Source organism: Xanthomonas populi (assembly GCF_002940065.1).
Taxonomy (GTDB): Bacteria; Pseudomonadota; Gammaproteobacteria; order Xanthomonadales; family Xanthomonadaceae; genus Xanthomonas; species Xanthomonas populi.
The window spans coordinates 24,293-47,585 of the sequence record NZ_MDEJ01000006.1 but is presented as its reverse complement, the minus strand read 5'-3'; the positions used below and the strand labels follow the sequence as shown (position 1 = coordinate 47,585).

The 23,293-nt window shown below is 65.3% G+C and carries 10 protein-coding genes, 1 other RNA gene and 3 pseudogenes; 10 read left to right on the top strand and 4 right to left on the bottom strand.

What is annotated here, in order from left to right:
- The first annotated feature begins 253 nt into the window (after positions 1-253).
- A pseudogene (locus XpopCFBP1817_RS21765) lies at positions 254-1,683 on the top strand (hypothetical protein).
- 42 nt (positions 1,684-1,725) lie between these two features.
- On the opposite strand, the gene XpopCFBP1817_RS01945 reads toward XpopCFBP1817_RS21765, so the two are convergent.
- Both XpopCFBP1817_RS01945 and XpopCFBP1817_RS01940 read right to left on the bottom strand, forming a co-directional pair.
- Positions 1,726-3,828, bottom strand: coding sequence for a glycosyltransferase (locus XpopCFBP1817_RS01945; protein ID WP_128415751.1), 2,103 nt, complete (start codon positions 3,826-3,828; stop codon positions 1,726-1,728).
- Between the two features lie 27 nt (positions 3,829-3,855).
- A non-coding RNA gene (locus tag XpopCFBP1817_RS01940) (sX9 sRNA) lies at positions 3,856-3,929 on the bottom strand.
- A gap of 140 nt (positions 3,930-4,069) precedes the next feature.
- Between XpopCFBP1817_RS01940 and mrcB the strand changes: the two are divergent.
- The 4 genes and pseudogenes from mrcB (at position 4,070) to tsaB (ending at position 10,097) form a co-directional block, all read left to right on the top strand.
- A pseudogene (gene mrcB, locus XpopCFBP1817_RS01935) lies at positions 4,070-6,516 on the top strand (penicillin-binding protein 1B).
- A gap of 13 nt (positions 6,517-6,529) precedes the next feature.
- The gene (locus XpopCFBP1817_RS01930; protein WP_128415750.1) at positions 6,530-7,057 is read left to right on the top strand and encodes a hypothetical protein; all 528 of its coding nucleotides are present in this window, start codon (positions 6,530-6,532) and stop codon (positions 7,055-7,057) included.
- A gap of 282 nt (positions 7,058-7,339) precedes the next feature.
- On the top strand, positions 7,340-9,346 hold the full coding sequence (gene yoaA / locus XpopCFBP1817_RS01925) for a DNA repair helicase YoaA (RefSeq protein WP_128415749.1): 2,007 nt from the start codon (positions 7,340-7,342) through the stop codon (positions 9,344-9,346).
- A gap of 28 nt (positions 9,347-9,374) precedes the next feature.
- Positions 9,375-10,097, top strand: coding sequence for a tRNA (adenosine(37)-N6)-threonylcarbamoyltransferase complex dimerization subunit type 1 TsaB (tsaB, locus tag XpopCFBP1817_RS01920; protein WP_128415748.1), 723 nt, complete (start codon positions 9,375-9,377; stop codon positions 10,095-10,097).
- Positions 10,098-10,682: 585 nt separating this feature from the next.
- Here the strand turns inward: tsaB and XpopCFBP1817_RS01915 are convergent.
- Entirely contained in the window at positions 10,683-11,519 is an 837-nt protein-coding gene (locus XpopCFBP1817_RS01915) for an energy transducer TonB (RefSeq protein WP_128415747.1), read from the bottom strand.
- A complete protein-coding gene (gene gshB, locus XpopCFBP1817_RS01910; protein ID WP_128415746.1) occupies positions 11,516-12,466 on the bottom strand; it encodes a glutathione synthase in 951 nt (316 codons plus the stop codon). Before gshB ends, XpopCFBP1817_RS01915 begins: the two co-directional genes overlap by 4 nt.
- 214 nt (positions 12,467-12,680) lie before the next feature.
- Between gshB and pilG the strand changes: the two genes are divergently transcribed.
- From pilG to XpopCFBP1817_RS01885, 5 genes and pseudogenes are all read left to right on the top strand, one after another.
- On the top strand, positions 12,681-13,082 hold the full coding sequence (gene pilG, locus XpopCFBP1817_RS01905) for a twitching motility response regulator PilG (RefSeq protein WP_128415745.1): 402 nt from the start codon (positions 12,681-12,683) through the stop codon (positions 13,080-13,082).
- Between the two features lie 17 nt (positions 13,083-13,099).
- Positions 13,100-13,462: a response regulator gene (locus XpopCFBP1817_RS01900; protein ID WP_128415744.1), complete on the top strand. Its 363-nt coding sequence runs from the start codon at positions 13,100-13,102 to the stop codon at positions 13,460-13,462.
- Positions 13,462-13,992: a chemotaxis protein CheW gene (locus XpopCFBP1817_RS01895; protein ID WP_128415743.1), complete on the top strand. Its 531-nt coding sequence runs from the start codon at positions 13,462-13,464 to the stop codon at positions 13,990-13,992. The genes XpopCFBP1817_RS01900 and XpopCFBP1817_RS01895 overlap by 1 nt, the downstream gene beginning before the upstream one ends.
- A 39-nt stretch (positions 13,993-14,031) precedes the next feature.
- Positions 14,032-16,070, top strand: a pseudogene (locus XpopCFBP1817_RS01890) (methyl-accepting chemotaxis protein).
- A 115-nt stretch (positions 16,071-16,185) separates the two neighbouring features.
- On the top strand, positions 16,186-23,289 hold the full coding sequence (locus XpopCFBP1817_RS01885) for an Hpt domain-containing protein (protein ID WP_128415742.1): 7,104 nt from the start codon (positions 16,186-16,188) through the stop codon (positions 23,287-23,289).
- Positions 23,290-23,293: the final 4 nt, after the last annotated feature.

Sequence of the window (23,293 nt, the reverse complement as noted above, 5' to 3'; positions counted from 1 at the left end):
GTGCGTACGACCCAAAGTTGAGGCGCACAAGCCTGCGCTGGTTCGAGCGTCGGTCGGTCGTGCTGGCTTGGTGCGTGCGATCGTTAGGTGGGTCGCGTCGCAAGCACATCGTCTTTGCGGTAGCCGGCTACCATGGCGGGGTGAATCCGTGCCCGTCAGGTCGCGCCAAGGACGCCACCGCATGTTCCCGCTTCCGCGCTGGGCCAGATCGCCCCGCCTCTGGGCGCCGTTACGTAGCCGCGCGCTATGGCGCGTGGTTCTGGTGCTGTGTGCATGCCTGTCGTTGACCGTGGTGATTCTGCGCAAGCCGGTGGCCGATTGGATGTGGCCGGATACGCGCATTCAGCAGCTGCTGCAGCGTGGCGATGCGGCGTTGTCGCGCGGCAAGCTGAGCGCTGCCGATGGCAATGGCGCGCGCGAATTGTTCGCCGCCGCGCTCGCCCTGGATAGCGACCGCAGCGAAGGATAGCGACCGCAGCGAAGCCCGCGCCGGACTGGCACGTACCGGCGCCGCCGCAGTGGTGCAAGCGCGTGCGGCGATCGCGGCCGGCGATACGATCAATGCGCAACGGACACTGGCGCTCGCCAGCGCGCTAGAAGTGCCGCAGGCGCAGATCGCGCCAGTCACGCTACGCTTGCGCGCGCTGCAGGCACGTCGCGCCGGTCTGGATGCCTTGGTCGCGCAGGCGGTGGCCGCGCAGCAACAAGGACGCCTGGATGGCACCCCGGACAGTGCGCTGCCGTTGTACCAGCGCATCCTGACCCTGGCGCCGGACCGCACCGATGCCTTGGAAGGCCGCGAAGATGCCTTGACCGACCTGCTGGCGCAGGCCCGCCACGCACTCGCGCGCGACGCGCTCGACGATGCGGCGATGTTGCTGGCCGCCGCCAAGCGCTATGACGCCGGGCATGCCGATGTACCGCTGACCGAAGGCCACTACCACCGCGTGCTGGAACAGCGCCGTCAGCGCGCGGAAGGCTTGTTGCGGCGTGGTCGCCCGGCGCCCGCCGCACGTGATTTCAATGCCGTGTTGGCGGCCGAGCCAAAGGATGCCGCAGCGCATCGTGGGCTCGATCAGGTTGCAGGCGAGTACGCCGCGCAGGCCAGCCGGCAGGCGGCGAATTTCCACTTCGACGCTGCATTGCAGTCGCTACAGGAGGCGCGCGCCCTGGTGCCCGGCGCTGCATCGATCGCCCAGGCAGAGCAGGCGATTGCGCGCGCACACGATGCACAGCGCAGTCCCGAAACTGGCTTGTCGCGTGGTGCACGCGAGCGCCGTCTGCGCGCGCTGCTGCAACGGGTGAGAGTTGCCGAAGCGCAGCAACACTGGATGACCCCGCCTGGCACCAGCGCCTACGACGCGGTACGTGCAGCGCAGGCCCTGGCGCCGCGTGGAGCTCGCGAGTCAGCGTTGTTTCGAGGACGAATTGCGCAATAACCGCTTGCGTGCCGCGCGCTGTTGCCTGGATGCCTGGCAGGCACTGACGCCGAATGGTGACGCGCTAGCTGGCGCGCGCCGACGCCTGGCGCAGCGCTGGATTGCGGTGGGCAGCGAACGCTTGGGGCAGGAGGATGCGGCGTTTGCCCGGCGCGCGCAGGACGAGGCGCATCAGCTGGATCCGGGGCTGCCGGAATTGGCCGAGTTCACACGGCGGGTCAAGGCAGTGACGGAGCAGCGTTAGGGCATAGTGCTCTACGCGCGACCAGTGCGCACAGGCGCCTAGTCAATCCTCGATAAACAACTCGCGCACCGTGCCGCGCGCCGCATCCAGCGAAAAATGCTGGGCCACGTTGCGCAATCCGTTGTCGGCCAGGCGCTGCCATAGCGCTGCATCTTGATACAGGCGCACGATCGCATCGGCGAACGCGTCGGCGGTATCTGCCACGCACACGTCCTGGCCATCGCGCAGATGCATGCCTTCCACTGCGCAGGTGGTGCCGACCACCGGCTGCCCATGCGCCATGCTCAGATTGATCTTGCCTTTGACGCCAGCGCCGAAGCGCAATGGGGCCACCGCGATGCGCGCAGCGTCCATATAGGGCACCAAGTCAGGCACATGCCCGTGCAATCGCACGCCCGGGCAGTCGTCGGCCAATAGCTTGAGCGCCTCCTGCATATCGGCGCCGATGCAATGAAAGATCACCTCAGGCAATTGCGCACGCACCTGAGGGAAGATCTCGCTGATGAACCACTGCACCGCATCCACATTGGGCGGATGCCGGAAGCCGCCGACGAACACCAGGTCGCGACGTTGCTCGAAGCTGTTACCGCTGCCGGCCACTTCATGCAGATTGGAGAGCAGCGCGGTGCGGATCTGTGGCGCGTCCGCCTGCAACTGCGCCTGTTCGGCCGCCGACACCAGCAAGGTGACGTCAGTGGCAGCCATGATGTCGAGTTCGCGCAGGCGCGTGCGCGCTGCGGCGCGCAGCAGATTGGCATCGCCGGCCAACGCCGCACCGCGGCGTTCGCGCAGGTAATGCAGATCGACGGTGTCGAACAGGGTGCGCGCCTGCGGTGCGTATTGTTTGAGCAACGGCAGGCAGGCATGCGCAACGTGGTGACGCACCAGCAGCACCACTGCAAAGCGCGGACCGTGCGTGCGCAGCCAGCTGCCGATGCCCTCCAGGAACGGTGCGTACCAGACTTCCACGCCCAGCTGCTGCAGTGCATGCGTATGTCGCTCGGCGTGTTCGCGGCGGGTGGGCACGAACACCACATGCGCGCCTTCTTCATACAGCAGGCGAATCAGATTGAACTGCCGCAACGAGCCTGAATCGCGGTCTGGCTGCGGTACGGATTCGTCCAGGATCAATACCTGGCGTTGGTTGCGATGCAGCAGCGCAGGCGCAGGCACGGTGCCGACCGGCAACTGCGTCGCCACGGCCTGCTGCCATTTTTCGGCGAACACGCCTTGATTGCGGACCTGGTACGCCTTCACCCCGGTGCGGGTGTCGGTGCCGTTGCTGGTGCCTTCATCATGCACCACCACACTGGTCGGCTGCACCAGTACCCGGTACCCGGCTGCATGCACCGCAAACGCCAGATCGGTGTCTTCGTAATACGCAGGCATGTAACGGCGATCCAGCCCGCCCAAGGTCTGCAATAACGCGCGCGGCAGCGCAATTGCTGCGCCCGAGCAATAATCCATCGCACGCACATATGCATAACGCGGGTCGTCGGCCGATTCGAAGCGGCCGTAACTCCACGCGCTGCCATCGGCGAACACCACGCCGCCGGACTCCTGCAACCGCCCATCCGGGTACACCAGTTGCGCGCCGACCAGGCCGGCGGTGGGATGCTGGGCAAAGGTGTCGATCAGCCGATCCAGCCAGCCGGGCTGCGGAATGGTGTCGTTGTTCAGCAACACCAAGAAATCGCCGCGCGCCAGCGCAATGCCGTCGTTGCAGGCAGCAATGAAGCCGCCATTGCTGGCGCGACGGTGGTAGCGCAATCCCTGCACCTGCGGCAACTGCGCTTCGGTGGCATCGCTGCTGCCGTCGTCCACCACGATGATTTCCACGTCCAACTGCGGCGGATGCGCAGCCAGCGCACGCAAGCAGGCCAGCGTATGTGCGATGTGGTTGTAGACCGGAATCACCAGCGTCACGCGCGGCGTGGCGCTATGCGGCACGGCAAACGCGGCAAACGGCGCAGCATCCGGCAACCACAGCGGCGTACCGAGCGCGACCGGCGGCGCCTGCGTGTGCACGCGAATGCGCTGCCAGGTGGCGCGCCAGCCGCGTGTGCGCATGCTCGCCACGCTGCGGTGGATCAGCCCAAGCACGCGATTGAACAGATAGCGCGCATCGGCCAGGGACATCGACATTGCGTTGGAACTCCAGCGTAGAGCGGCGAATAAAAACCTGGCGAACAGTCGTTACATAGGCGTGGACGGCGCGGAGGAACAGCAGGGTACGAGTGGTGCATGCCGGTTCCCAGCATTGTCCGCGCCCGCCTGACGGTCAGCGCGGCAGTTTTGTTAGCCGCTCTTAAGTCAAACGGCCCGGCTGACCACAACCACCACAGCGCTGCGCTAAACTCGCCTGACTCTACATTCTCGCATCACTGTGCCCCGACGCCACGACGACCACGACGCTCCCGACGATTTCGAGGACGACACCAACAAGCAAGGCTCCCGCTGGCAACGCAGACTGATCATCTGGGGCTTTGCAGCGATCGCGCTGGCGCTCGGTTTCCTGATTCCCTATACGGTGTATCTGAACAAGCAGGTCACCCAGCGTTTCGGTGAGTTGCGTTGGCAGATCCCCACCCGCGTGTACGGGCGGCCGTTGGTGTTGGTGCCTGGCGATGCTCTGGATGCGGCCACCTTGAAGACCGAGCTGGATGCGGCCTCGTACCGTGACGATGGTCAAGCCAAACTGGCCGGTACCTATCAGCAGGACGGCAGCCGTTTCACCATTGCCAGCCGCGGCTATATCGATGTGGACGGGCGGGTGCCTGCGCGGCGCATTGAGGTCAGCGTGTCGGGCGGGCGCGTTGCCAGCCTGCGCGACTCCGGCGACCGCAAGGCGCTGAAAAGCGCCCGGCTGGATCCGGCACGTATCGCCACGCTGTACGGGCAGAAACAGGAAGAGCGCCGTTTGGTGCGCATGGAAGAAGTGCCAGAGTTGCTGGTCACCGGCTTGCAGGCGGTCGAAGACCGCGACTTCAACAGCCATCACGGCATCGATCTCAGCGGCATGGTGCGTGCGGCCTGGATCATGGCGCGCTCCGGCGGTCAGGTTCGCCAGGGTGCCAGTACCTTGACCCAGCAGCTCGCACGCAGCGGCCTGCTCGGCATCGGCAAGGAACAGACGGTTACCCGCAAGTTCAACGAAATTTTGTATGCGTGATCATGGAGGCGCGCTACGACAAGCGCACCATCCTGGAGGCCTATCTCAACCAGGTCTATCTGGGTCAACGCGGCGGGCAGGCGATCCACGGCGTGTCCTCCGGTGCGGAGCTGTGGTTCGGTCGCGAACTCAATTCGATGACCACCGAGCAGATCGCCTTGCTGATCGGGTTGGTGAAGGGTCCATCGTATTACGACCCGCGGCGTAACCCGGAGCGGGCGCTGGATCGGCGCAATTTCGTGCTTGGCAAGCTGCACGAAAATAACCTGATCGACGCCGCCGAATACAAGCGCGCACTGGCCGAGCCGCTGGGCGTGCCCAAGGAACCCGGCCTGGTCGCCGCCAACCGCTTCCCGGCCTACGTGGATCTGGTGCGGCGCCAGCTGGCGCACGATTACCCGGAAGGCGTGCTGCAAGGCGCCGGCATGAGCGTGCTCACCGGCATGTCGCCGTCTGCGCAGGCCTATGCCGAAGGCGCAGTGACCGGCACCATCAAAAGGCTGGACAACAAGAAGCGCCCGCCGCTGCAGGCCGGCCTGGTGCTCACCGATGTGCATAACGGCGATGTGTTGGCAGTGGTCGGCAGTCGCGACGTGGCCAAGCCGGGCTTCAATCGTGCAGTCGAAGCACAGCGGCAGGTTGGCTCGTTGCTCAAGCCATTCGTCTACCTGTTGGCGCTGGCTTCGCCGGATCGTTGGGCGTTGTCCAGCTGGGTCGACGATGCGCCTGTGACGGTGCAGCTCAGCCGCGGCAAGACCTGGTCGCCGGGCAATTCCGACAACCGCAGTCATGGCACGGTGCGGCTGATCGATGCGCTGGCGCATTCCTATAACCAGGCCACGGTGCGCGTGGGCATGCAAGTCGGCCCGGAACGTGTCGCGCAGCTGATCCAGGTGCTGGCCGGCATCAAGGCCGAGACCAATCCCTCGCTGATCCTGGGTGCTACAGACCAGAGCCCGTACGGCATGGCGCAGCTGTATCAGTTCCTGGCCGCCGGTGGCGAGATCCAGCCGCTGCATGCGGTGCGTGGCGTGCTCGACCCGCAGGGCAAGCTGCTCAAGCGCTACGACAAGACCCCGGCACCGGCGCAGGAAGGCGATTCGGTGGCTGCCAACCTCATCAGCATCGGCCTGCAGCAGGTGGTCAGCGGCGGTACCGCGCGGCAGCTGCTGGGCGATGGCCTGGGCCGGTTATCGCCGGCCGGCAAGACCGGTACCTCCAACGACGGCCGCGACAGCTGGTATGCCGGCTACACCGGCGACCATCTGGCAGTGATCTGGATGGGCAACGACCAGAACGAGCAGACCGGCCTGTACGGCGCCACCGGCGCGATGCGGGTGTGGTCGAGCATCTTCGCGCGGCTGCCGAGTGCGCCGTTGAAGGTCAGCGGCAAGGGCCTGGACTGGCAGTGGGTGGACGCGGCCGGCACCGGCGTGACCGACCCCGGTTGCCCGGGTGCGCGCCAGTTCCCGTTTGTGGTCGGGTTCACGCCGGCCTACGCGCCGTGTGCCGGCAATGCACCGTCGATCGAAGGCGCCCCCGGCGATCCTGCAGCGCCTGCCGAACAATCCGGCGGGGGTGGCTGGCGTCGCTTCTTCGGTCTGGAAAAAAAGCCGGAAGACCCCGCGCCAGCGCCTGCCTCGCGCCCGCCCGCGCATTGATTGGAGTGACCTCATGAACCGACTGCACCGCCTCCTTGTTCTCGTCGGCGTGCTTGCCGCGCTGTCTGCCTGCGTCAGCGCGCCGCCCGCACCGCCGCCGCCGACACCTGTGGACCCGACCACCCCCACACAACGGCTGTTGCTGATCGAACGCGAAGCCGGCGTCGAAGACACCGAACTGTCGGTACAGCCGCTGCGCGACCCGCAGGTGGACGATCTGCGCGAGACCGCCAAGAGCAAGCGCCAGGCCGGCGACACGGTCGCTGCGGCAGCGGCGCTGGATCAGGCGTTGGGCCTGGTTGCCGGCGACCAGGCCGTGCTGCAGGAACGTGCGGAAATTGCCGTGCTGCAAGGCGATTTGCCTGCCGCCGAACGCTTTGCCCAGCAGGCAGTCGAACTGGGTTCCAAGACCGGCCAGCTGTGCCGTCGTCATTGGGCCACCATCGAGCAGTCGCGCATCGCGCGTGGCGAAAAAGAAAACGCCGCCTCGGCCAAGGTGCAGATCGCCGCGTGCACGGTGCCCGGTGTGAAGCGGTATTAAGAGCGGCTATCAAAACGACTGCGCTCGCCGCTAGGCGGGCACGGGTGACGCCTGGTGTGGCTTGTGTCATTCGCGTGCATCGGTGGTTGGAAAGCTGTCTATGCCGACGTGAGTACTGCTCGCTGCGTTATGCAGGCCGTCTTAGGAGATGCAAGCACGCGACGTGGCCGTTGCTGGCGCAGGTGGCGCGCTTATCCGCAATCCACACAAGCGCAATCCAGGCAGCATCACCGCGCACGCGCTAGGCTGTTGCGCTTCTGTGTCCCGTATCCGTTTAGTCTCATGTCCCAACTTGCCACTGCCAGCATCGAGGCGCTCAGCGAGGGCGGGGTGCTTGCGCGTCAGCTCGATGCGTTTGCGCCGCGTGCTGCGCAGTTGCGCCTGACCGGCGCCATCGCCGAGGCCTTCGAGCAGCGCGATGTGCTGTTGGCCGAGGCCGGCACCGGTACCGGCAAGACCTACGCCTATCTGGTGCCGGTGCTGCTGTCCGGGCTCAAGACCATCATCTCGACCGGTACCCGGGCGCTGCAGGATCAGTTGTTTCACCGCGATCTGCCGCGCGTGCGCGCCGCGTTGGGCGTCGGTCTGCGCAGTGCGCTGCTGAAGGGGCGGGCGAACTATCTGTGCAAATACCGCACCCAGCAGGCACGCGGCGAACCTCGCTTTGCCACGCCCGAGCAGGTCTCGCAGTTCCAGCGCATCGTGGCCTGGAGCGGGCGTACCCAATTCGGCGACATGGCCGAGATGGAAGCCTTGCCGGACGACTCGCCGCTGCTGCCGCTGGTGACCTCCACCGTCGACAACTGCCTGGGCACCGAATGCCCGTTCTACAGCGAGTGTTTCGTGGTGCAGGCGCGTCAGCGTGCGCAGGCGGCCGATCTGGTGGTGGTCAATCACCATCTGCTGCTGGCTGATCTTGCGCTCAAGCAGGAAGGCTTCGGCGAGATCTTGCCCGGCGCGCAGGCCTTCGTCATCTACGAAGCGCATCAGCTGCCGGAACTGGCGGCGAATTTCTTCGGCGAAAGTTTCGGCATGCGGCCCTGGCAGGAACTGGCACGCGATTGCATGGTCGAAGCACGCCTGGTGGCCGGTGCGCAGGCCAGTTTGCAGGAGCCGATTCTGGCCCTGGACGAAGCCTTGCGCGGTCTGCGCGCGGGCATGGAAGGCCTGCCGTCACGCGGCACACAATGGCGTGCATTGGCCAAGCCGCAGGTACGCGAAGGCTTCGATGCGGTGCTGTCGTCGCTGGCGCGATTGGGCGAGTCCCTGTTGCCGTTGCGCGCGGCCTCGCCCGGTTTCGACGGCTGCTCTGCACGCGCGCAGGAAGCGCTTGCGCGGCTGTCACGTTGGCTGGGCGAAGACGCGCCGGTGCTGGATTTTGCGCAGGATGTGCCGGACACCGTCGATAACGATGTACTGTGGTACGAGCTAAGCCCGCGCGGATTCCGCTGCCAGCGCACGCCATTGGATGTGTCCGGCCCGCTGCGCGAACACCGCGAAAAATCCCAGGCGGCCTGGGTGTTCACCTCGGCCACGCTGGCGGTGGGTGGCGAGTTCGACCACATCGCGCAGCGCCTGGGCTTGAGCGATCCGGTGACCTTGCTGCAACCCAGCCCCTTCGATTGGGCGCGCCAGGCGCTGTGCTATCTGCCGCCGAATCTGCCCGATCCGGCCGCGCGCGGGTTTGGTACGGCGTTGATCGCGGCACTGACGCCAGTGCTGGAAGCCTCCAACGGTCGCGCGTTTGTGTTGTTCGCCTCGCACCGCGCGCTGCGCGAAGCGGCCGAAGCATTACGTGGCGCGCCGTGGCCCTTGTTCGTGCAAGGCGAGGCGCCCCGTGCCACGTTGCTGCAGCGTTTTCGCAATTCCGGTAAGGGCGTGCTGCTGGGTTCGGCCAGTTTCCGCGAGGGAGTGGACGTGGTCGGCGATGCCTTGAGCGTGGTGGTGATCGACAAGCTGCCGTTAGCCGCGCCCGACGACCCGGTCTTCGAAGCGCGCCTGGATGCGATCCGCCGCGACGGCGGCAACCCGTTCCGCGACGAGCAATTGCCGCAGGCGGTGATCGCGCTGAAGCAAGGCGTGGGCCGGTTGATTCGCAGCGAGACCGACCGCGGTGTGCTGGTGCTGTGCGACCCGCGGCTGTTGAACAAAGGGTACGGCCGCACCTTCATGAACTCGCTGCCTCCGTTTGCGCGCACCCGCGAGATCGGCGATGTGCGCGCGTTTTTTGGCGTCGCCGAGCCGGTGGGCGACAATGGCGTGCTCGCGTTGCCGCTCGGCGACGAGTGATCTTCCCCTTTCTGCCTGCGGTCCTTCTATGAAAGTCCTCGCGTTCGAGACCTCCACCGAAGCCTGTTCCGTCGCGCTGCATGTGGATGCCCGCGTGCTCGAGCGCTCTGAACTGGCGCCGCGCCGCCATGCCGAACTGGCGCTGCCGTGGGCCGAGCAATTGCTGGCCGACGCAGGCATCGCGCGCCGCCAACTGGATGCGATTGCGGTCGGTCGTGGCCCGGGCGCCTTCACCGGCGTGCGCCTGGCGATCGGTATCGCGCAAGGCATCGCCTTGGGACTGGACGTGCCAGTGCTGGCCGTTTCCACGCTGCAGGTGCTGGCTCTGCGCGCGCCGGCCGAGGCAACGCGCGTGATGGCCTGCATCGATGCACGCATGGGCGAGGTATATGCAGGCGTCTTCGCGCGCAGTGGCGACACGTTGCTGGCGCTGGCGCCGGAAGTGGTCTGCGCACCGGATGCATTTGTTCTGCCGGACAAGCTGCATAGCTTTGCCGGTGTCGGCACTGGATTCGCTGCTGCCGAAGCACTGCTGCAACAGCGATTCGCAACGCAGCTGACCAGCATCGATGCAGCCGCGCTGCCGCATGCCGCCGATCTACTGACACTCGCCGTGCCTGCGCTGCTGCGCGGCGAAGGCACAGCGCCGGAGCGGGTCGAACCGGCCTATCTGCGCGACAACGTTGCGCTGACGCTGATCGAGCAACAGGCCGCACGCGCAGCGAAGGCCGCTGACGCTAAGAGCGGCTAACAAAACCTTTTTTTGAACGCTGTATTGACGGCGGCAAGTTGTGAAGATGAAAAGTTGCAAACAACTGTCCAACCATTCCAATACAACCAAGATTTCGAGTCGTAGTGGCGTTTAGATGCAGTCAAAAACTGAGTCGGTCGAGGGCGCGATGCCCTCACCGCTCGCGGGACACGCCGTGAATACTTCTGTGGAGGCTCAGTGGCGGCATCCATGCCGCCACAGGGTCCTGCAAGCGGCGATGACACCGCGCCAGACAGTGTGCTGGCTGCTTTATTGAAAAACAGGCACACCGACACTCTCGACTGGTCCTTGCCCGCTCAGCGTCGCGGGACCTTATGCGGCATGGATGCCGCATAAGAGCCTACATGGACGTACTTGCGGCGTGTCACGCGAGGGTGGGTGGGCGGACCCTGCAGCAAAGCCGCAGATCATCCGCTCTGCAATCGACGTATGCATAGCGCCCAATCCCCCAAGACAACCAAGGTTTCACAGTCCTAAAGTGGCTGCCAAAACGTCGCGAGCATCATCGATTGAGCACACCAAACCTCACCGATCGTCGTGCAGCTCGCCGCCGGGCAAAAACAACTACGTCCGCGTGACCTGCAGGATATCCACGTCGTCCTTTGTCCTGGGCAGCGGCGGGAACGGCTGCGCCAGCTGCACCACGCGCAGCGCCGCCGCATCCAGCGCTGGGGTGCCGCTGGAGATCAGCACGCGGCTGCTTTCCACGCTGCCGTCGCGGCGTACGCCCACGCTGATCACCACCTTGCCGCCGAGTCGGCGCCGGCGCGCTTCATCCGGGTAATTGAGATTGCCGACGCGCTCGGCGCGGTCCACCCACGCACGCAGATAGTTGGCGTACGCATATTCGCGCGTACTGGCCGAGACGAACTTGCGATTGGGACGCTTGGCGTATTGCTCCGAGCGCAGATGCACCTCTGCCGCGAGCCGGGCCATTTCCGCGTCGCGCTGCACGCGTTGCGCATCGGCCGGGGTGAGCGGGTCGGTCTGCGGATTCGGTTGCGGGGTCGGCACGGTCTGCTCGCCGCGGCGACTGGCGACCACGCGGGTCTGCGTTGGCTCGGGCGCCTGCACCGTGGTGGCGCGCTGCGCCTGCGCTGCCAGTCCACTGCGATCCTGCGGCACCACGCCGGGCTGGCTGTCGCGTGGGCGCTGCGCGGTGGCGTGATTGCCGCCGCCATGCTGATTGGCCTGGGCCAGGAAGTCCGCCTGCTTGGGCGTGAGCGGGGTGCTGGTCTGGCTGAAGATCACATCCAGCGTCGGCACCAGCGGCGCGTCTTCGCTGACCGCAAAGCCCACGCCCAGGATCACAACGCCGTGCAGCAGCAACGAGATTACCAGCGTCGTGGTCAGCCGCCGGCGCTCGTCCATGGGGGCCGGCAGTGCCGCGACCGTGCTCATTGCGCAGGGCCGGCCTCGATCGCGTCGAACAACAGCCCGGCGATGTTCAAACCGAACTGCGCATCCAGCTCGCGCACGCAGGTGGGGCTGGTGACGTTGACCTCGGTCAGATAATCGCCGATCACATCCAGGCCGACGAAGCGCATGCCGCGACGGCGCATTTCCGGGCCCACTTGCGCTGCGATCCAGCGGTCGCGTTCGGACAGCGGCCGGCCTTCGCCACGTCCCCCGGCGGCCAGATTGCCGCGGAATTCGTCGCCTTGCGGAATCCGCGCCAGGCAGTAGTCCACCGGCACGCCATCCACCAGCAGAATGCGCTTGTCGCCGGCAGTGATGTCGGGAATAAAGCGCTGCGCCAGGGTCAAGTTGCGGTTGCCGTCGGTCAGCGTTTCCAGGATCACGTTGAGGTTGGGGTCGCCGGTGCCGCTGCGGAAGATCGAGCGCCCGCCCATGCCGTCCAGCGGCTTGAGCACCGCCTGGCCATGTTCCAGCACGAACGCCTTCAATGCCGCCGCATCGCGGCTGACCAGCGTCGGCGGGCAGCACTGGGGAAACAGCAGCGCCGCCAGCTTTTCGTTGTAATCGCGCAAACCCTGCGGGTCGTTGAGCACCTGTGCGCCAGCGCGCTGGGCGACGCTGAGCACCTGGGTGTCGTAGACGAACTCCGCATCCACGGGTGGGTCCTTGCGCATCAGCACCACCTGGCCGGGTCCGAATTCCAGCTCGGCGAATTCGCCCAGCGTGAACCAGCTGGAGGTGTCTTCGCGCACGCTCACGGGCGCGACCTGCGCCACCGCGCGTCCTTCGCGCAGGCTGAGCCCGCCGGGTCGCACATACTGCAAACGGTGGCCACGACGCTGGGCTTCCAGCAACATAGCGAAGGTCGTGTCTTTGGCAATCTTGATGGAGGCGATGGGATCCATCACCACAACGACGTCGAGCGACATGGGGCTAAACCTTTCGAACAGGCTACCGATGGTAACTTCAAGCAGTGGGCGATGGCGCGCCTGGCGGGCCGTCGTGCGCGACTGGCCGGTCTTGACGCNGGGGGGGGGGGGGGCGGCAATGCGCCCTTGACAGTCAATGCGGGTCTTGGGATATACATGCAGTTTAGTAGCGACGGCGGATAGTAAGAGGCGTTGCACGTCCGGGGATATTTGCATGAGTGAACACATTGCTGCGGGTGGGGAACTCGCAGGACTGAAGGTGATGGTCATCGACGATTCGAAGACGATTCGCCGCACCGCCGAAACGCTGCTCAAGCGAGAAGGGTGTGAAGTGGTGACAGCAATGGATGGTTTCGAGGCACTGGCCAAAATTGCGGACCAGCAACCTCAGATCATTTTTGTCGACATCATGATGCCGCGCCTGGATGGGTACCAGACGTGCGCGTTGATCAAGGGCAATCAGCTCTTCAAATCGACGCCGGTGATCATGTTGTCGTCCAAAGATGGCCTGTTCGACAAGGCACGCGGCCGCATCGTCGGATCCGAGCACTATCTGACCAAGCCCTTCACTCGTGAAGAACTACTGAGCGCGATTCGCACGTACGTCCACGCCTGACCACGGGGAAAGGCAACATGGCTCGAATTATATTGATCGAGGACTCGCGCACCGACCGGGCAGTCTTCAGTCAATGGCTGGAAAAAGCAGGCCATACGGTCGTGACCACCGACAACGCCGAAGAGGGACTTGAGCTTATTCGCAGCCAGGCGCCCGATCTTGTGTTGATGGATGTGGTGTTGCCCGGCATGAGCGGCTTCCAGGCAACGCGTGCACTCGCACGCGACCAGGCCACCAGGGACATCCCTGTGCTGCTGGTCAGCACCAAGGGCATGGAAACCGACAAGGCCTGGGGTTTGCGACAAGGTGCCAGCGACTACATCGTCAAGCCGCCGCGCGAAGACGATCTGATCGCCCGTATCAAACAACTGGTGCGTTGATGCGTTCTCCATTCGACATTCTTGAAGACTACGAGCGTCGTAGTCTTGCGCACGCCGCGGCGCTGCCGGAACGCCAGTTCTCGGCCGATATCTGGCGTGGCGTCGGTTATCGCGTCGGTACCCGGCGATTGGTCTCTGATTTCCGCGAAGTGGCGGAAATCGTGCCGATGCCGCCGGTCACCCCGGTGCCGGGCGCACAGCCCTGGCTGCTGGGCGTGGGCAACCTGCGCGGCAATTTATTCCCGGTGATCGACCTGAAGCAGTTCCTGGAGGGCCGGCGTACGGTGCTGCAGGAAGGCCAGCGTGTGCTGATTATGCGCCAGAGCGGCGGTGACGTCGCACTGACCATTGATGAGTTGTACGGCCAGCGCAGCTTCGAGCAGGTCCAGGCGGTCGAACCCGGCGAACTGGCGCAAGGCCGCTACGCCCACTTCATCGACCGTGCCTTTCGCAACGAGACGCAGGACTGGGGTGTGTTCTCCCTGGCGTTGTTGTCGCGCACTCCTGAATTCCGGCAGGCTGCGGCCTAAGCCGCGACCCCGCCACGTCATACAGATCGAGGTCGAACCATGAGTACCGCTCCGGACACCCGCAAGACCAACAAGCTCGGCAGCGTCAGCACTAGCTTCTGGCTTGGCTTGCTGGTGTTGTCGATGATCGTGTTCGGCGCAAATACCGGCGTCGCCACCTGGCAGGGCAGTCGCCTTGCAGGCGCCGGCACCGGCGCGGCCGATCTGCAGGTGCTGTCGCAGCAGCTGGCCAACCAGGGCCGCGAAGCGGTCTCCGGTGACGCCAAGGCGTTTGCGACGTTCAAGGAGACCAAGAGCCGCATCGACAGCACGGTCAGCGAACTGGATGGCCGCTACGGCCAGGAAGGCTCGGTGGCCAGTGCGATGGCGCAGCTCAAGGCGACCTGGGTGCCGCTCAGCAAGAACGCCGATCAGGTCATCGCCAGCGAACCAGCGGTGCTTGGCCTGGCCGGCAACGCCGAACGCTTCTCCGGCAGCGTGCCGCAGTTGCAGGCGCAGTTGAATGAAGTGGTTCGCGCGATGACGGTCAGCGGCGCGCAGGCCTCGCAGATCTACAACACGCTACAACAGGTGGTGGTTGCCGGCACCATGGCGCGCCGGGTCACTGAAATGCGCGCCGGTGGCGCGCCAATGCCGCCGCCTCCGGCGATGCGCTGGCCCGCGACTCGGTGGTGTTCACGCGGATGCTGGAAGGCCTGCGCACCGGCAACGACGAATTGGGGATCGCCGCAGTGCGCAACCCGTCTGCGTTGTCGGCGCTGGAGCAGTCGCAGGCGCAGTGGACGACGATGAAGAAGGACATCGACGCCATCCTCGCCACCTCGCGCAATCTGTTCGCCGCGCAGTCCTCCGCTGCCGCGCTGACCGTCGGTTCGAACAAGATGCTCGACGACAGCAAAAAGCTGTTCGATGCATTTTCGGCCTTCGGTTCGGTGCGCGACACGCGCCTGTTCCCGAATTTCTGGCTGGGCGTGGTGTCCGGCCTGGTGGCGCTGCTGGCGATTATTGGTTTCGTCTGGAGCTCGGTGCGGGTGCGTTCGCGCGAACAGGACGTGCGCTACCAGGCGCAGGTGGAATTCAACAGCCGCAACCAGCAGGCGATCATGCGGTTGCTGGATGAAATCAGCTCGCTCGGCGAGGGCGACCTGACCGTCAAGGCCTCGGTGACCGAGGACATGACCGGCGCGATCGCGGACGCCATCAACTATGCCGTGGACGAACTGCGCCACCTGGTGACCACGATCAACGACACCTCGGCGAAAGTTGCGGTGTCGACCCAGGAAACCCAGGCAACCGCAATGCAGCTGGCCGAAGCGGCCGGCCAGCAGGCCAACCAAATCACCACCGCCTCCGAGCGCATCAGCGAAATCGCCGCCAGCATCGAACAGGTCTCGCGCAATTCCACCGAGTCGGCCGAAGTGGCGCAGCGCTCGGTGGTCATCGCCGCCGAAGGTGCCGGCGTGGTGCGCGAGACGATTCAGGGCATGGACCAGATTCGCGACCAGATCCAGGAAACCTCCAAGCGCATCAAGCGGCTGGGCGAATCCTCGCAGGAGATCGGCTCGATCGTGGAACTGATCAACGACATTTCCGAGCAGACCAACATCCTCGCGCTCAACGCCGCGGTGCAGGCCGCCTCGGCGGGCGAGGCCGGTCGCGGTTTCGCCGTGGTGGCCGACGAAGTGCAGCGCCTGGCAGAACGCACCTCCAGTGCGACCCGGCGGATCGAAGTCCTGGTGCAGACCATTCAGGCCGATACCAACGAAGCGGTTAGCTCGATGGAGCAGACCACCTCCGAAGTGGTGTCCGGTGCACGCCTGGCCGAAGACGCCGGTACCGCGCTGACCGAAATCGAGCGCGTGTCCAACGCACTGAATAATTTGATCAAGAACATCTCCATCGCCGCGCATCAGCAGTCGGCGGCAGCGACGGATATCACACAGACCATGGGCGTGATTCGTCAGATCACCAGCCAGACATCGCAGGGCGCGGAGAAAACGGCCGAATCGATCGGCAACCTGGCCGAGCTCGCCGCCGATCTGCGCCGTTCGGTCGCCGACTTCAAGCTGCCGGCGTGACCACGGCGCGGAACGGGAAGGGATCACAGCAGATGGCGCGTAGTCGCGTTACGTCGATGCAGGAACAGACCGGTGGCCGCGTGAGCGGTGCGTCGGTCGTAGGCAGGGGGCCGCAATGAGTGCGCTTCGCGATGCGATGAGTCACGCCGCGCTGGGCTGGGTCAAGCCGGAGCTGGACGAGACGTTGCGCCAGGCGCGCAACGAGATCGAGTACTTTGCCGAAGAACCGTCCGACACCAGTCGGATGCGTTTCTGCGCCGGCTATCTGCACCAAGTGCAGGGCACGCTGCGCATGGTCGAGTTGTACGCGCCGGCAATGGTGGCCGAAGAACTCGAGTTGCTGGCCCACGCCGTGCAGGTGGGCGAGGTTGCCGACCGCGACGAAGCCTGCGCCGTGCTGATGCGCGGCACCGTGCTGCTGCCCGATTATCTGGAGCGCCTGCAGAACGGCCATCGCGATATTCCGATCGTGCTGCTGCCGTTGCTCAATGAAATTCGCGCCACGCGAGGTCAACCTGGCCTCAACGAGAGCGTGCTGTTTGCGTTGGATCCGCAGGCCAGTGTCGCCACCGAAGCGGAGCTGGATCACGCGCGCGGCAGCCTGAGCGGGCGCAATCGCGAGTTGCTCGACACCGTGGGCAACGCAGTCAAGGAAGAATTGTTACGCGTCAAAGATGCGCTGGATCTGCACCTGCGCACCGGCGGCGCCATCGCCGAGCTGCAGACCCAGGTCAAGGATCTCGGCAGCGTTGCCGACACCCTGGGCATGATGGGCCTGGGCGTGGCGCGCAATGTGGTCGTGCAGCAGCGCGATGCGCTGGCGCGCGTGGTCGATGGCCAGGTGCAGATGGACGAGGGCGTGCTGCTGGATATCGCCGGCGCGCTGCTGTATGTGGATGCTTCGCTGGACGATCAGGTGGCCAGTCTGGGCGCCGACTTCGGCGAGAACGAAGACGGCAGCAGCAGCGCCACCTCGGCGGAAGTGCGGCGCACCGTAGACGTACTGGCGCAGGAAGCGATCGCCAATTTCGGCGCGGCGCGCGAGCATTTCGTCGCCTTCATCGAAACCAATTGGGATCACGCGCGTCTGAGCAATGTGCCGCATCTGCTGGGTGAAGTCGGCGGTGCCTTGCGCATCCTCGAATTGCAGCAGGCGGCCGATTATCTGGAAGGTGTGCGTCGTTACGTCGACCTGGAATTGATCGGCAAGCAGCGCGTGCCCAGCGGTCGTCAGCTGGATACGCTGGCCGACGCGATGGCCAGTCTGGAGTACTACCTGGAAGCCCTGCGCGAGCGCCGTCCCGGCCGCGAAGACATCCTGGACATCACCCGCAACAGCCTGGAAACGCTGCGCTATTGGCCGCTGCCGTCAGGCCAGCCGTCCGAATTGCCGGTGGGTGCCGATCAGCCGGGCAACGTGGTCGAGCCGCAGCCGGTTGCCGCCGCGTTCGCACCGCTTGCCGCTGCGCCGGGCGTCGTGGCCACCAACGATATTGCGCCCACGCCGTCGCTGGAATGGGCCAACCAAACCGTGATCGAGGCGCCGTTCGCTGCCAGCGTGGTGCACGACACCGGCGCTGCTGCCACCGATACGGTGTTCTCGTTCGACCCGGTTGCCGCCGAAGAAACCGCGTCCGGTCAGTCGCACGTGCCGTTGACGGTCGCGCCGCTGGACCTGTCCGACGACGGCGCGCAGGCGCCTGGCGATTGGCAGCTGGAAACCACCGAGCAAACCGCGCCAATCGCCACCCCCGCGTTCGACCCGGTGTCGGCCGAACAGGACGGCACTGTGCCGGCCGAGGTTGCGCAGGTCAGTTACACCGTGGATCTGAGCGCGCTGGAGCACGACGACATCGCCGCGCCTGTGGTGGCCGAGCAGGCGCCGCTGCAGATAGAGCAGATCGCTCTGCCTGGCGATACGGATCAGACCGAGGTGCCATTGGACTTCATCGCCGAGGCCGAGGCCGAAGCCAAAACCGAGGCCAAAACCAACACTCGCCGCGCGCAGATCAGAATCGACGATGCGTTCTCGCCGCCGCCGTTGCCGCCACTGCCGCCACAGGAACTGGACAACCCGTTCGTCGAATCCGCGCCCGAGCCGCTGGCTCCGCTGGTGGAAGACACCGCAGAGCCGGGCACGCCGCGTGTGCAGCAGGCCGTGGTCAGCGCGTTCGAACTGGACGACGCCTCGGCCGCGTTTTTGGCCCAGCTCGACGCTGCCGCTGCGCAGTTCGACGTGAATCGTCCGCAGGCACCGTCGACGACCAATACCACGATCTACACCCCCGCCGTCGCCGACACCCACGCAGAGCCCCACACTGCGCAAGCAGCGCCGGTGCAGGCCTCGAGCGAACCCGTCCAGGCCACTGCGGACGTCGGCATCTTCGGCGGGTTCGGCGACAGCGATATTGATGACGATATCCGTGACGTGTTCCTGGAAGAATTCGACGAAGAACTGGTCAATCTCGGGCAGCTGTTGCCGGTGTGGCGAGCCACACCGAACAGCCCCGAGACCATGCGTCCGATCCGCCGTGTCTTCCACACCTTGAAGGGCAGCGGTCGCCTGGTCGGTGCGCATGTGCTGGGCGAGTTCAGCTTGAAGATCGAGAGCATGCTCAACCGCGTGCTCGACAACTCGCGGCCGGCCAGCCCGGCGGTCGTGGCGATGGTGCAGCTTGCATACGACGTGTTGCCGCACTTCAATGCGGCGCTGCGCGATGAGGGCCGCATCAGTGCAGATCTGCCTGAAATCCAGGCAGTTGCCGAGCGCGTTGCCGCCGGCGAAGAACTCTATTACGTGCCTGCGCCGGCGCTGCCATCGACGTCTGGAGTTGCAGATGTTGCAGTCATTCCAGGCATTCCAGCAAGTGCAGGCGTGCTGCCCGCAACAGGCGGCACGCCCGCGTCGGTCGACAGCGTGCTGCGCGAAATTCTGGAAGCAGAAGTTGCGATCCACCTGGAAACCGTCAACGCCTGGCTGCAGGCCACTCAGGCCCAGCCGCAGTTGGTCAGCGAACAGTTGCTGCGCGCCGTGCACACGATGAGTGGCGCGTTCGCGATGACCGACGTGCCCGAAATCACCCTGGTGACGACGCCGGCCGAAAGTTACGTCAAGCGTCTGCTTGCCGCCTCAGCGACGCCATCGGCCGACGGCATTGATGCCATCAAGGCGACCGCCGCCGCGATCGCCACCACCGTGACGGCGTTGCGCGCCGATGCGCCGCTGATTCCATCGTTCGTGCCATTGACCGAGCGCTTGCGCGCGCTGGTGGACACGCTGCCGGAAGCGCAATGGCAGCCACAGGTGCTCCTGCAGGAGTTGGACGATCTCGACGCGACGAGCGACGAGGCAATCAGCAACGACACGGCGGTCGAACTGACCGGCATTCAGGACCTGTCGCAGTATCGGGATGCGAGCGCATTGTCGTCGCATCCGGCCGATACCGCCGCGCCGATCGGGGTGGCCGAGCTGGCCGAAGCGCAAGCCGAAGACACCTCGGCGCTTGCTTTGGAAGCGCCTGCACCAAGCGAAGAACACGAGACGGCCGATGTTGCGTCTGCAGAGCAGAAGGTTGCATCGGTAGAGCAGCAGATTGACGATTCGGCCGAGATCGCGCATGCATCGACCGGTGAGGCGTTCGCATCTGCCTCCGAGTCGGAGCAGGTCGTTGACGAGTTGCAGGGCGATGTTGCGCAGCACGAGCACGCAGACGAAGCCGCATCGCACACCGCCGACGCGCACGACACGCCGGCCGATGCGCCGGTGGTCGAAGCCGACGCCTGGGATGCGACCGAACTGCAGCACTCCGAGACTGCCGACACGGCGTCGGATGAAGAAACACGCGACGTGCCGGAAGCGAAGGTGCACGTTGCGGTGGACGAATTGGTCGAGGCAGAAGCTGCGTTGGGTGTTGCGCAGACGCTTGTTGTGCCGGAAGCCAAGTATGCAGATGTGGAGCATGCAGAGGCCGAGCATGCAGATGGCGAGCAGCAGGCGCTGACTGAGCACGGTGCAGTGCACGATCAGCACAATCAGCAAGGCCACATCGCTGGCGACGCGACGGCGCAGGATGCCGGCGCGCAAGTGGTCGACGGCACATCGTTCGCTGATGAAAAGCCTGTCGAGACCATCGGAGCTTTGGAAGCAGTGCATGCGCAGGCTCCGTTGGCGGACCAGGCCCATGCATCGACCGCCGAAGGCTGGACGCCGGAAACTACCGCACTGGATAGCGTATCGACCGAGCAGGACGAGCAGGGTGCCGCACCGCACGACCACGCTGCCGTCGCCGCGCAGGAGCACCACGCAGAGCAGTCTGCTGACGAGTTAGCGCAGCAAAGCGATGCAGCGTTGCCGCACGATTCGAACGAGCAGGCGCAGTCGGACGCACAAGCGCACGAGCATGCTGCCGAAGCCGAATACGCTGTGGAACTAGAGCAGACTGCACAGGCACAACAGACAGCAGAACCCGAACAAACTGCAGAGATCGAGCACACAACCGAAGCTCTACCCGAGCACAGCGTCGAGTCGTTGCAAGCCTTCGAGATGGCGAAAGTGGCCGATCAGGTCGAAGAGACTGGCGATCCACAGTCCGAAATCGCACGCGAGCTGCATGCTGACGCGGTTGCTGATGCAGACGCCGATGGCAACACGTACGCCAACGCCAGCGCACAACACAGCGACGAACACACAACGCTCGACGCGGCCGCCGTGACCGATCACGTTGAACCCGCCGATCACGTCGAACCCATTGAGCCAGCCGAACACGTCGAGCACATCGAACCGGCTAGCGAACAAGAAGATGCTGCAGCTACAGCCTTCAGCGCACCCGTGGAAGAAGCCACACCGGCCGATACCACCGCCAACGATGCCGGCGCAGCCTTCGATATCGGCCCGCTCAACTTCGATCAGCTCGATGGCGAATTGGTCGACATCTTCGTCGAGGAAGGGCGCGATCTGCTCGACCATTGCGATGGCCTGATCGCTCGCATGCGCGAAGTGCCCGAAGACCGCGATGTCCTCAACGGACTGCAGCGCGATCTGCACACGCTCAAGGGCGGCGCACGCATGGCCGGCATCAACGCCATCGGCGACCTAGGCCATGCGATCGAATCGCTGCTCGAAGCCGTGGCGGCCAACCGCACCGACATCGATCGCGACGACGTGCGCCTGTTCGAGCGCGGCTTCGACCGTCTGCATCAGTTGTTGACCCGCACCGGCATGCACCGCGCCGTTGCGATGCCGGCCGACCTGGTGGAAGCCTTCGAAACCCGTACCCGTGGCCGCAATGCGGCACCGCCCAGCGACGCTGATGTGCGTGCGATCGCCAAGGCCTCGGTGGAACCGGCACCGTTGTCGGCACCGGTTCCGGTCGAAGGTCAGAGCGAAGGAGATTTGCTGCCGCGCGTGCAGCAGGAACAGGTGCGAGTGCGCGCCGACCTGCTCGATCGCCTGGTCAACCATGCCGGCGAGGTGGCGATCTACCGTTCGCGCCTCGAGCAGCAGTTGGGCGCATTCCGCGGCGCCATGGGCGAGCTGGATCGCACCAACACGCGTCTGCGCGATCAGTTGCGCCGTCTTGATCTGGAAACCGAAGCGCAAATCGTTGCGCGGTATCAGCGCGAGCAGGACCAGGGCGATCGCACCTTCGATCCGCTGGAACTGGACCGTTTCTCCACCCTGCAGCAGCTCAGCCGCGCGTTGAACGAATCGGCTGCCGACTTGGGCGGTCTGCAAGGGGTGCTGGACGATCTCTCTCGCCAGTACGACGGCCTGCTGCAACAGCAGTCGCGCGTCATCTCCGAACTGCAGGATGGCCTGATGCGCGCGCGCATGGTGCCGTTCGACGGCCTGGTGCCGCGTCTGCGCCGTGTGGTGCGCCAGGCGGCCAGCGACACTGGCAAGCAGGTGCATCTGCTGCTGGAAGGCACCCACGGCGAACTGGATCGCAACGTGCTCGATCGCATGGTCGCGCCGTTGGAACACATGCTGCGCAACTCGGTGGCGCATGGCCTGGAAACGCCGGACCAACGCCGCGACGCAGGCAAGCCGGAAGAAGGCAGCATCGCAATCCGTCTGCGTCGCGAAGGCTCGGAAATCGTGCTGGACGTGGCCGACGACGGCGCCGGGCTGGACCGCGAAGCGATCCGTCGCCGCGGCGAACAGCGTGGCCTGATCGAACCCGGCCAGGAGCTCAGCGATGCCGAACTGGATGGGCTGATCTTTGCTTCCGGGTTCAGCACCTCCGAGCAGGTCAGCCAGCTGGCTGGCCGTGGCGTGGGCATGGACGTGGTGCGCAACGAAGTGCGTCAGCTCGGCGGCTCGGTGGACATCCACTCGGTGCGCGGCCGGGGCGTCACCTTCACCCTGCGCCTGCCGCAGACGCTGGCGGTCACCCAGGCGGTTTTTGTGCGGATCGGCGACACCACCTTCGCGGTGCCTGTGGGGTCAGTCAGCGGTATCGGCCGCATCTCGCGCACCCGTTACGAGTCGGGCGAGGGTGGTTACCACTACGCTGGCGAAGCGTACGTGCTGCACGACCTTGGCGCGCTGGTCGGACAGGTCGCCGCGCGTGCCGATGGCCAGGCGCAGGTGCCGTTGCTGCTGGTGCGTGCGGGCGACCTGCGCGCGGCGGTGGCGATCGACCAGGTGCTGGGCAACCGCGAAATCGTGGTCAAGCCGGTGGGCCTGCAGATCGCCTCGGTGCCTGGTATCTACGGTGCCACCATCACCGGCGATGGCCGCGTGGTGGTGATCCTGGACGTGGCCCCGCTGGTGCGTCGCTATCTCAGCCAGCCAGCGCGTCGGGCGCTGGAAACGCCGGCCGAAGCACAGCGCCAGGTGCCGTTGGTGATGGTGGTCGACGATTCGCTGACCATGCGCAAGGTCACCAGCCGCGTGCTGGAACGCCACAATCTGGACGTCACCACCGCACGCGATGGTGTGGAGGCACTGGAGCTGCTCGAAGAGCGCGTGCCCGACCTGATGCTGCTGGATATCGAAATGCCGCGCATGGACGGCTACGAACTGGCGACCGCGATGCGTGCCGACTCGCGCTTCAAGGCGGTGCCGATCGTGATGATCACCTCGCGCAGTGGCGAGAAGCATCGCCAGCGTGCCTTCGAGATCGGTGTGCAACGTTATCTGGGCAAGCCATACCAAGAGTTGGATCTGATGCGAAACGTGTATGACCTGCTGGGGATCGCCCGTGTCCGAGAATAATGGC

Coding starts and splice junctions, on each gene's coding strand:
- gshB (WP_128415746.1), bottom strand. CDS start 12,466: ATGTCGCTCGACGTCGTTGTGGTGATGGATCCCATCGCCTCCATCAAG.
- XpopCFBP1817_RS01900 (WP_128415744.1), top strand. CDS start 13,100: ATGGCTCGAATTATATTGATCGAGGACTCGCGCACCGACCGGGCAGTC.
- pilG (WP_128415745.1), top strand. CDS start 12,681: ATGAGTGAACACATTGCTGCGGGTGGGGAACTCGCAGGACTGAAGGTG.
- XpopCFBP1817_RS01930 (WP_128415750.1), top strand. CDS start 6,530: ATGAACCGACTGCACCGCCTCCTTGTTCTCGTCGGCGTGCTTGCCGCG.
- tsaB (WP_128415748.1), top strand. CDS start 9,375: ATGAAAGTCCTCGCGTTCGAGACCTCCACCGAAGCCTGTTCCGTCGCG.
- yoaA (WP_128415749.1), top strand. CDS start 7,340: ATGTCCCAACTTGCCACTGCCAGCATCGAGGCGCTCAGCGAGGGCGGG.
- XpopCFBP1817_RS01895 (WP_128415743.1), top strand. CDS start 13,462: ATGCGTTCTCCATTCGACATTCTTGAAGACTACGAGCGTCGTAGTCTT.
- XpopCFBP1817_RS01915 (WP_128415747.1), bottom strand. CDS start 11,519: ATGAGCACGGTCGCGGCACTGCCGGCCCCCATGGACGAGCGCCGGCGG.
- XpopCFBP1817_RS01885 (WP_128415742.1), top strand. CDS start 16,186: ATGAGTGCGCTTCGCGATGCGATGAGTCACGCCGCGCTGGGCTGGGTC.
- XpopCFBP1817_RS01945 (WP_128415751.1), bottom strand. CDS start 3,828: ATGTCGATGTCCCTGGCCGATGCGCGCTATCTGTTCAATCGCGTGCTT.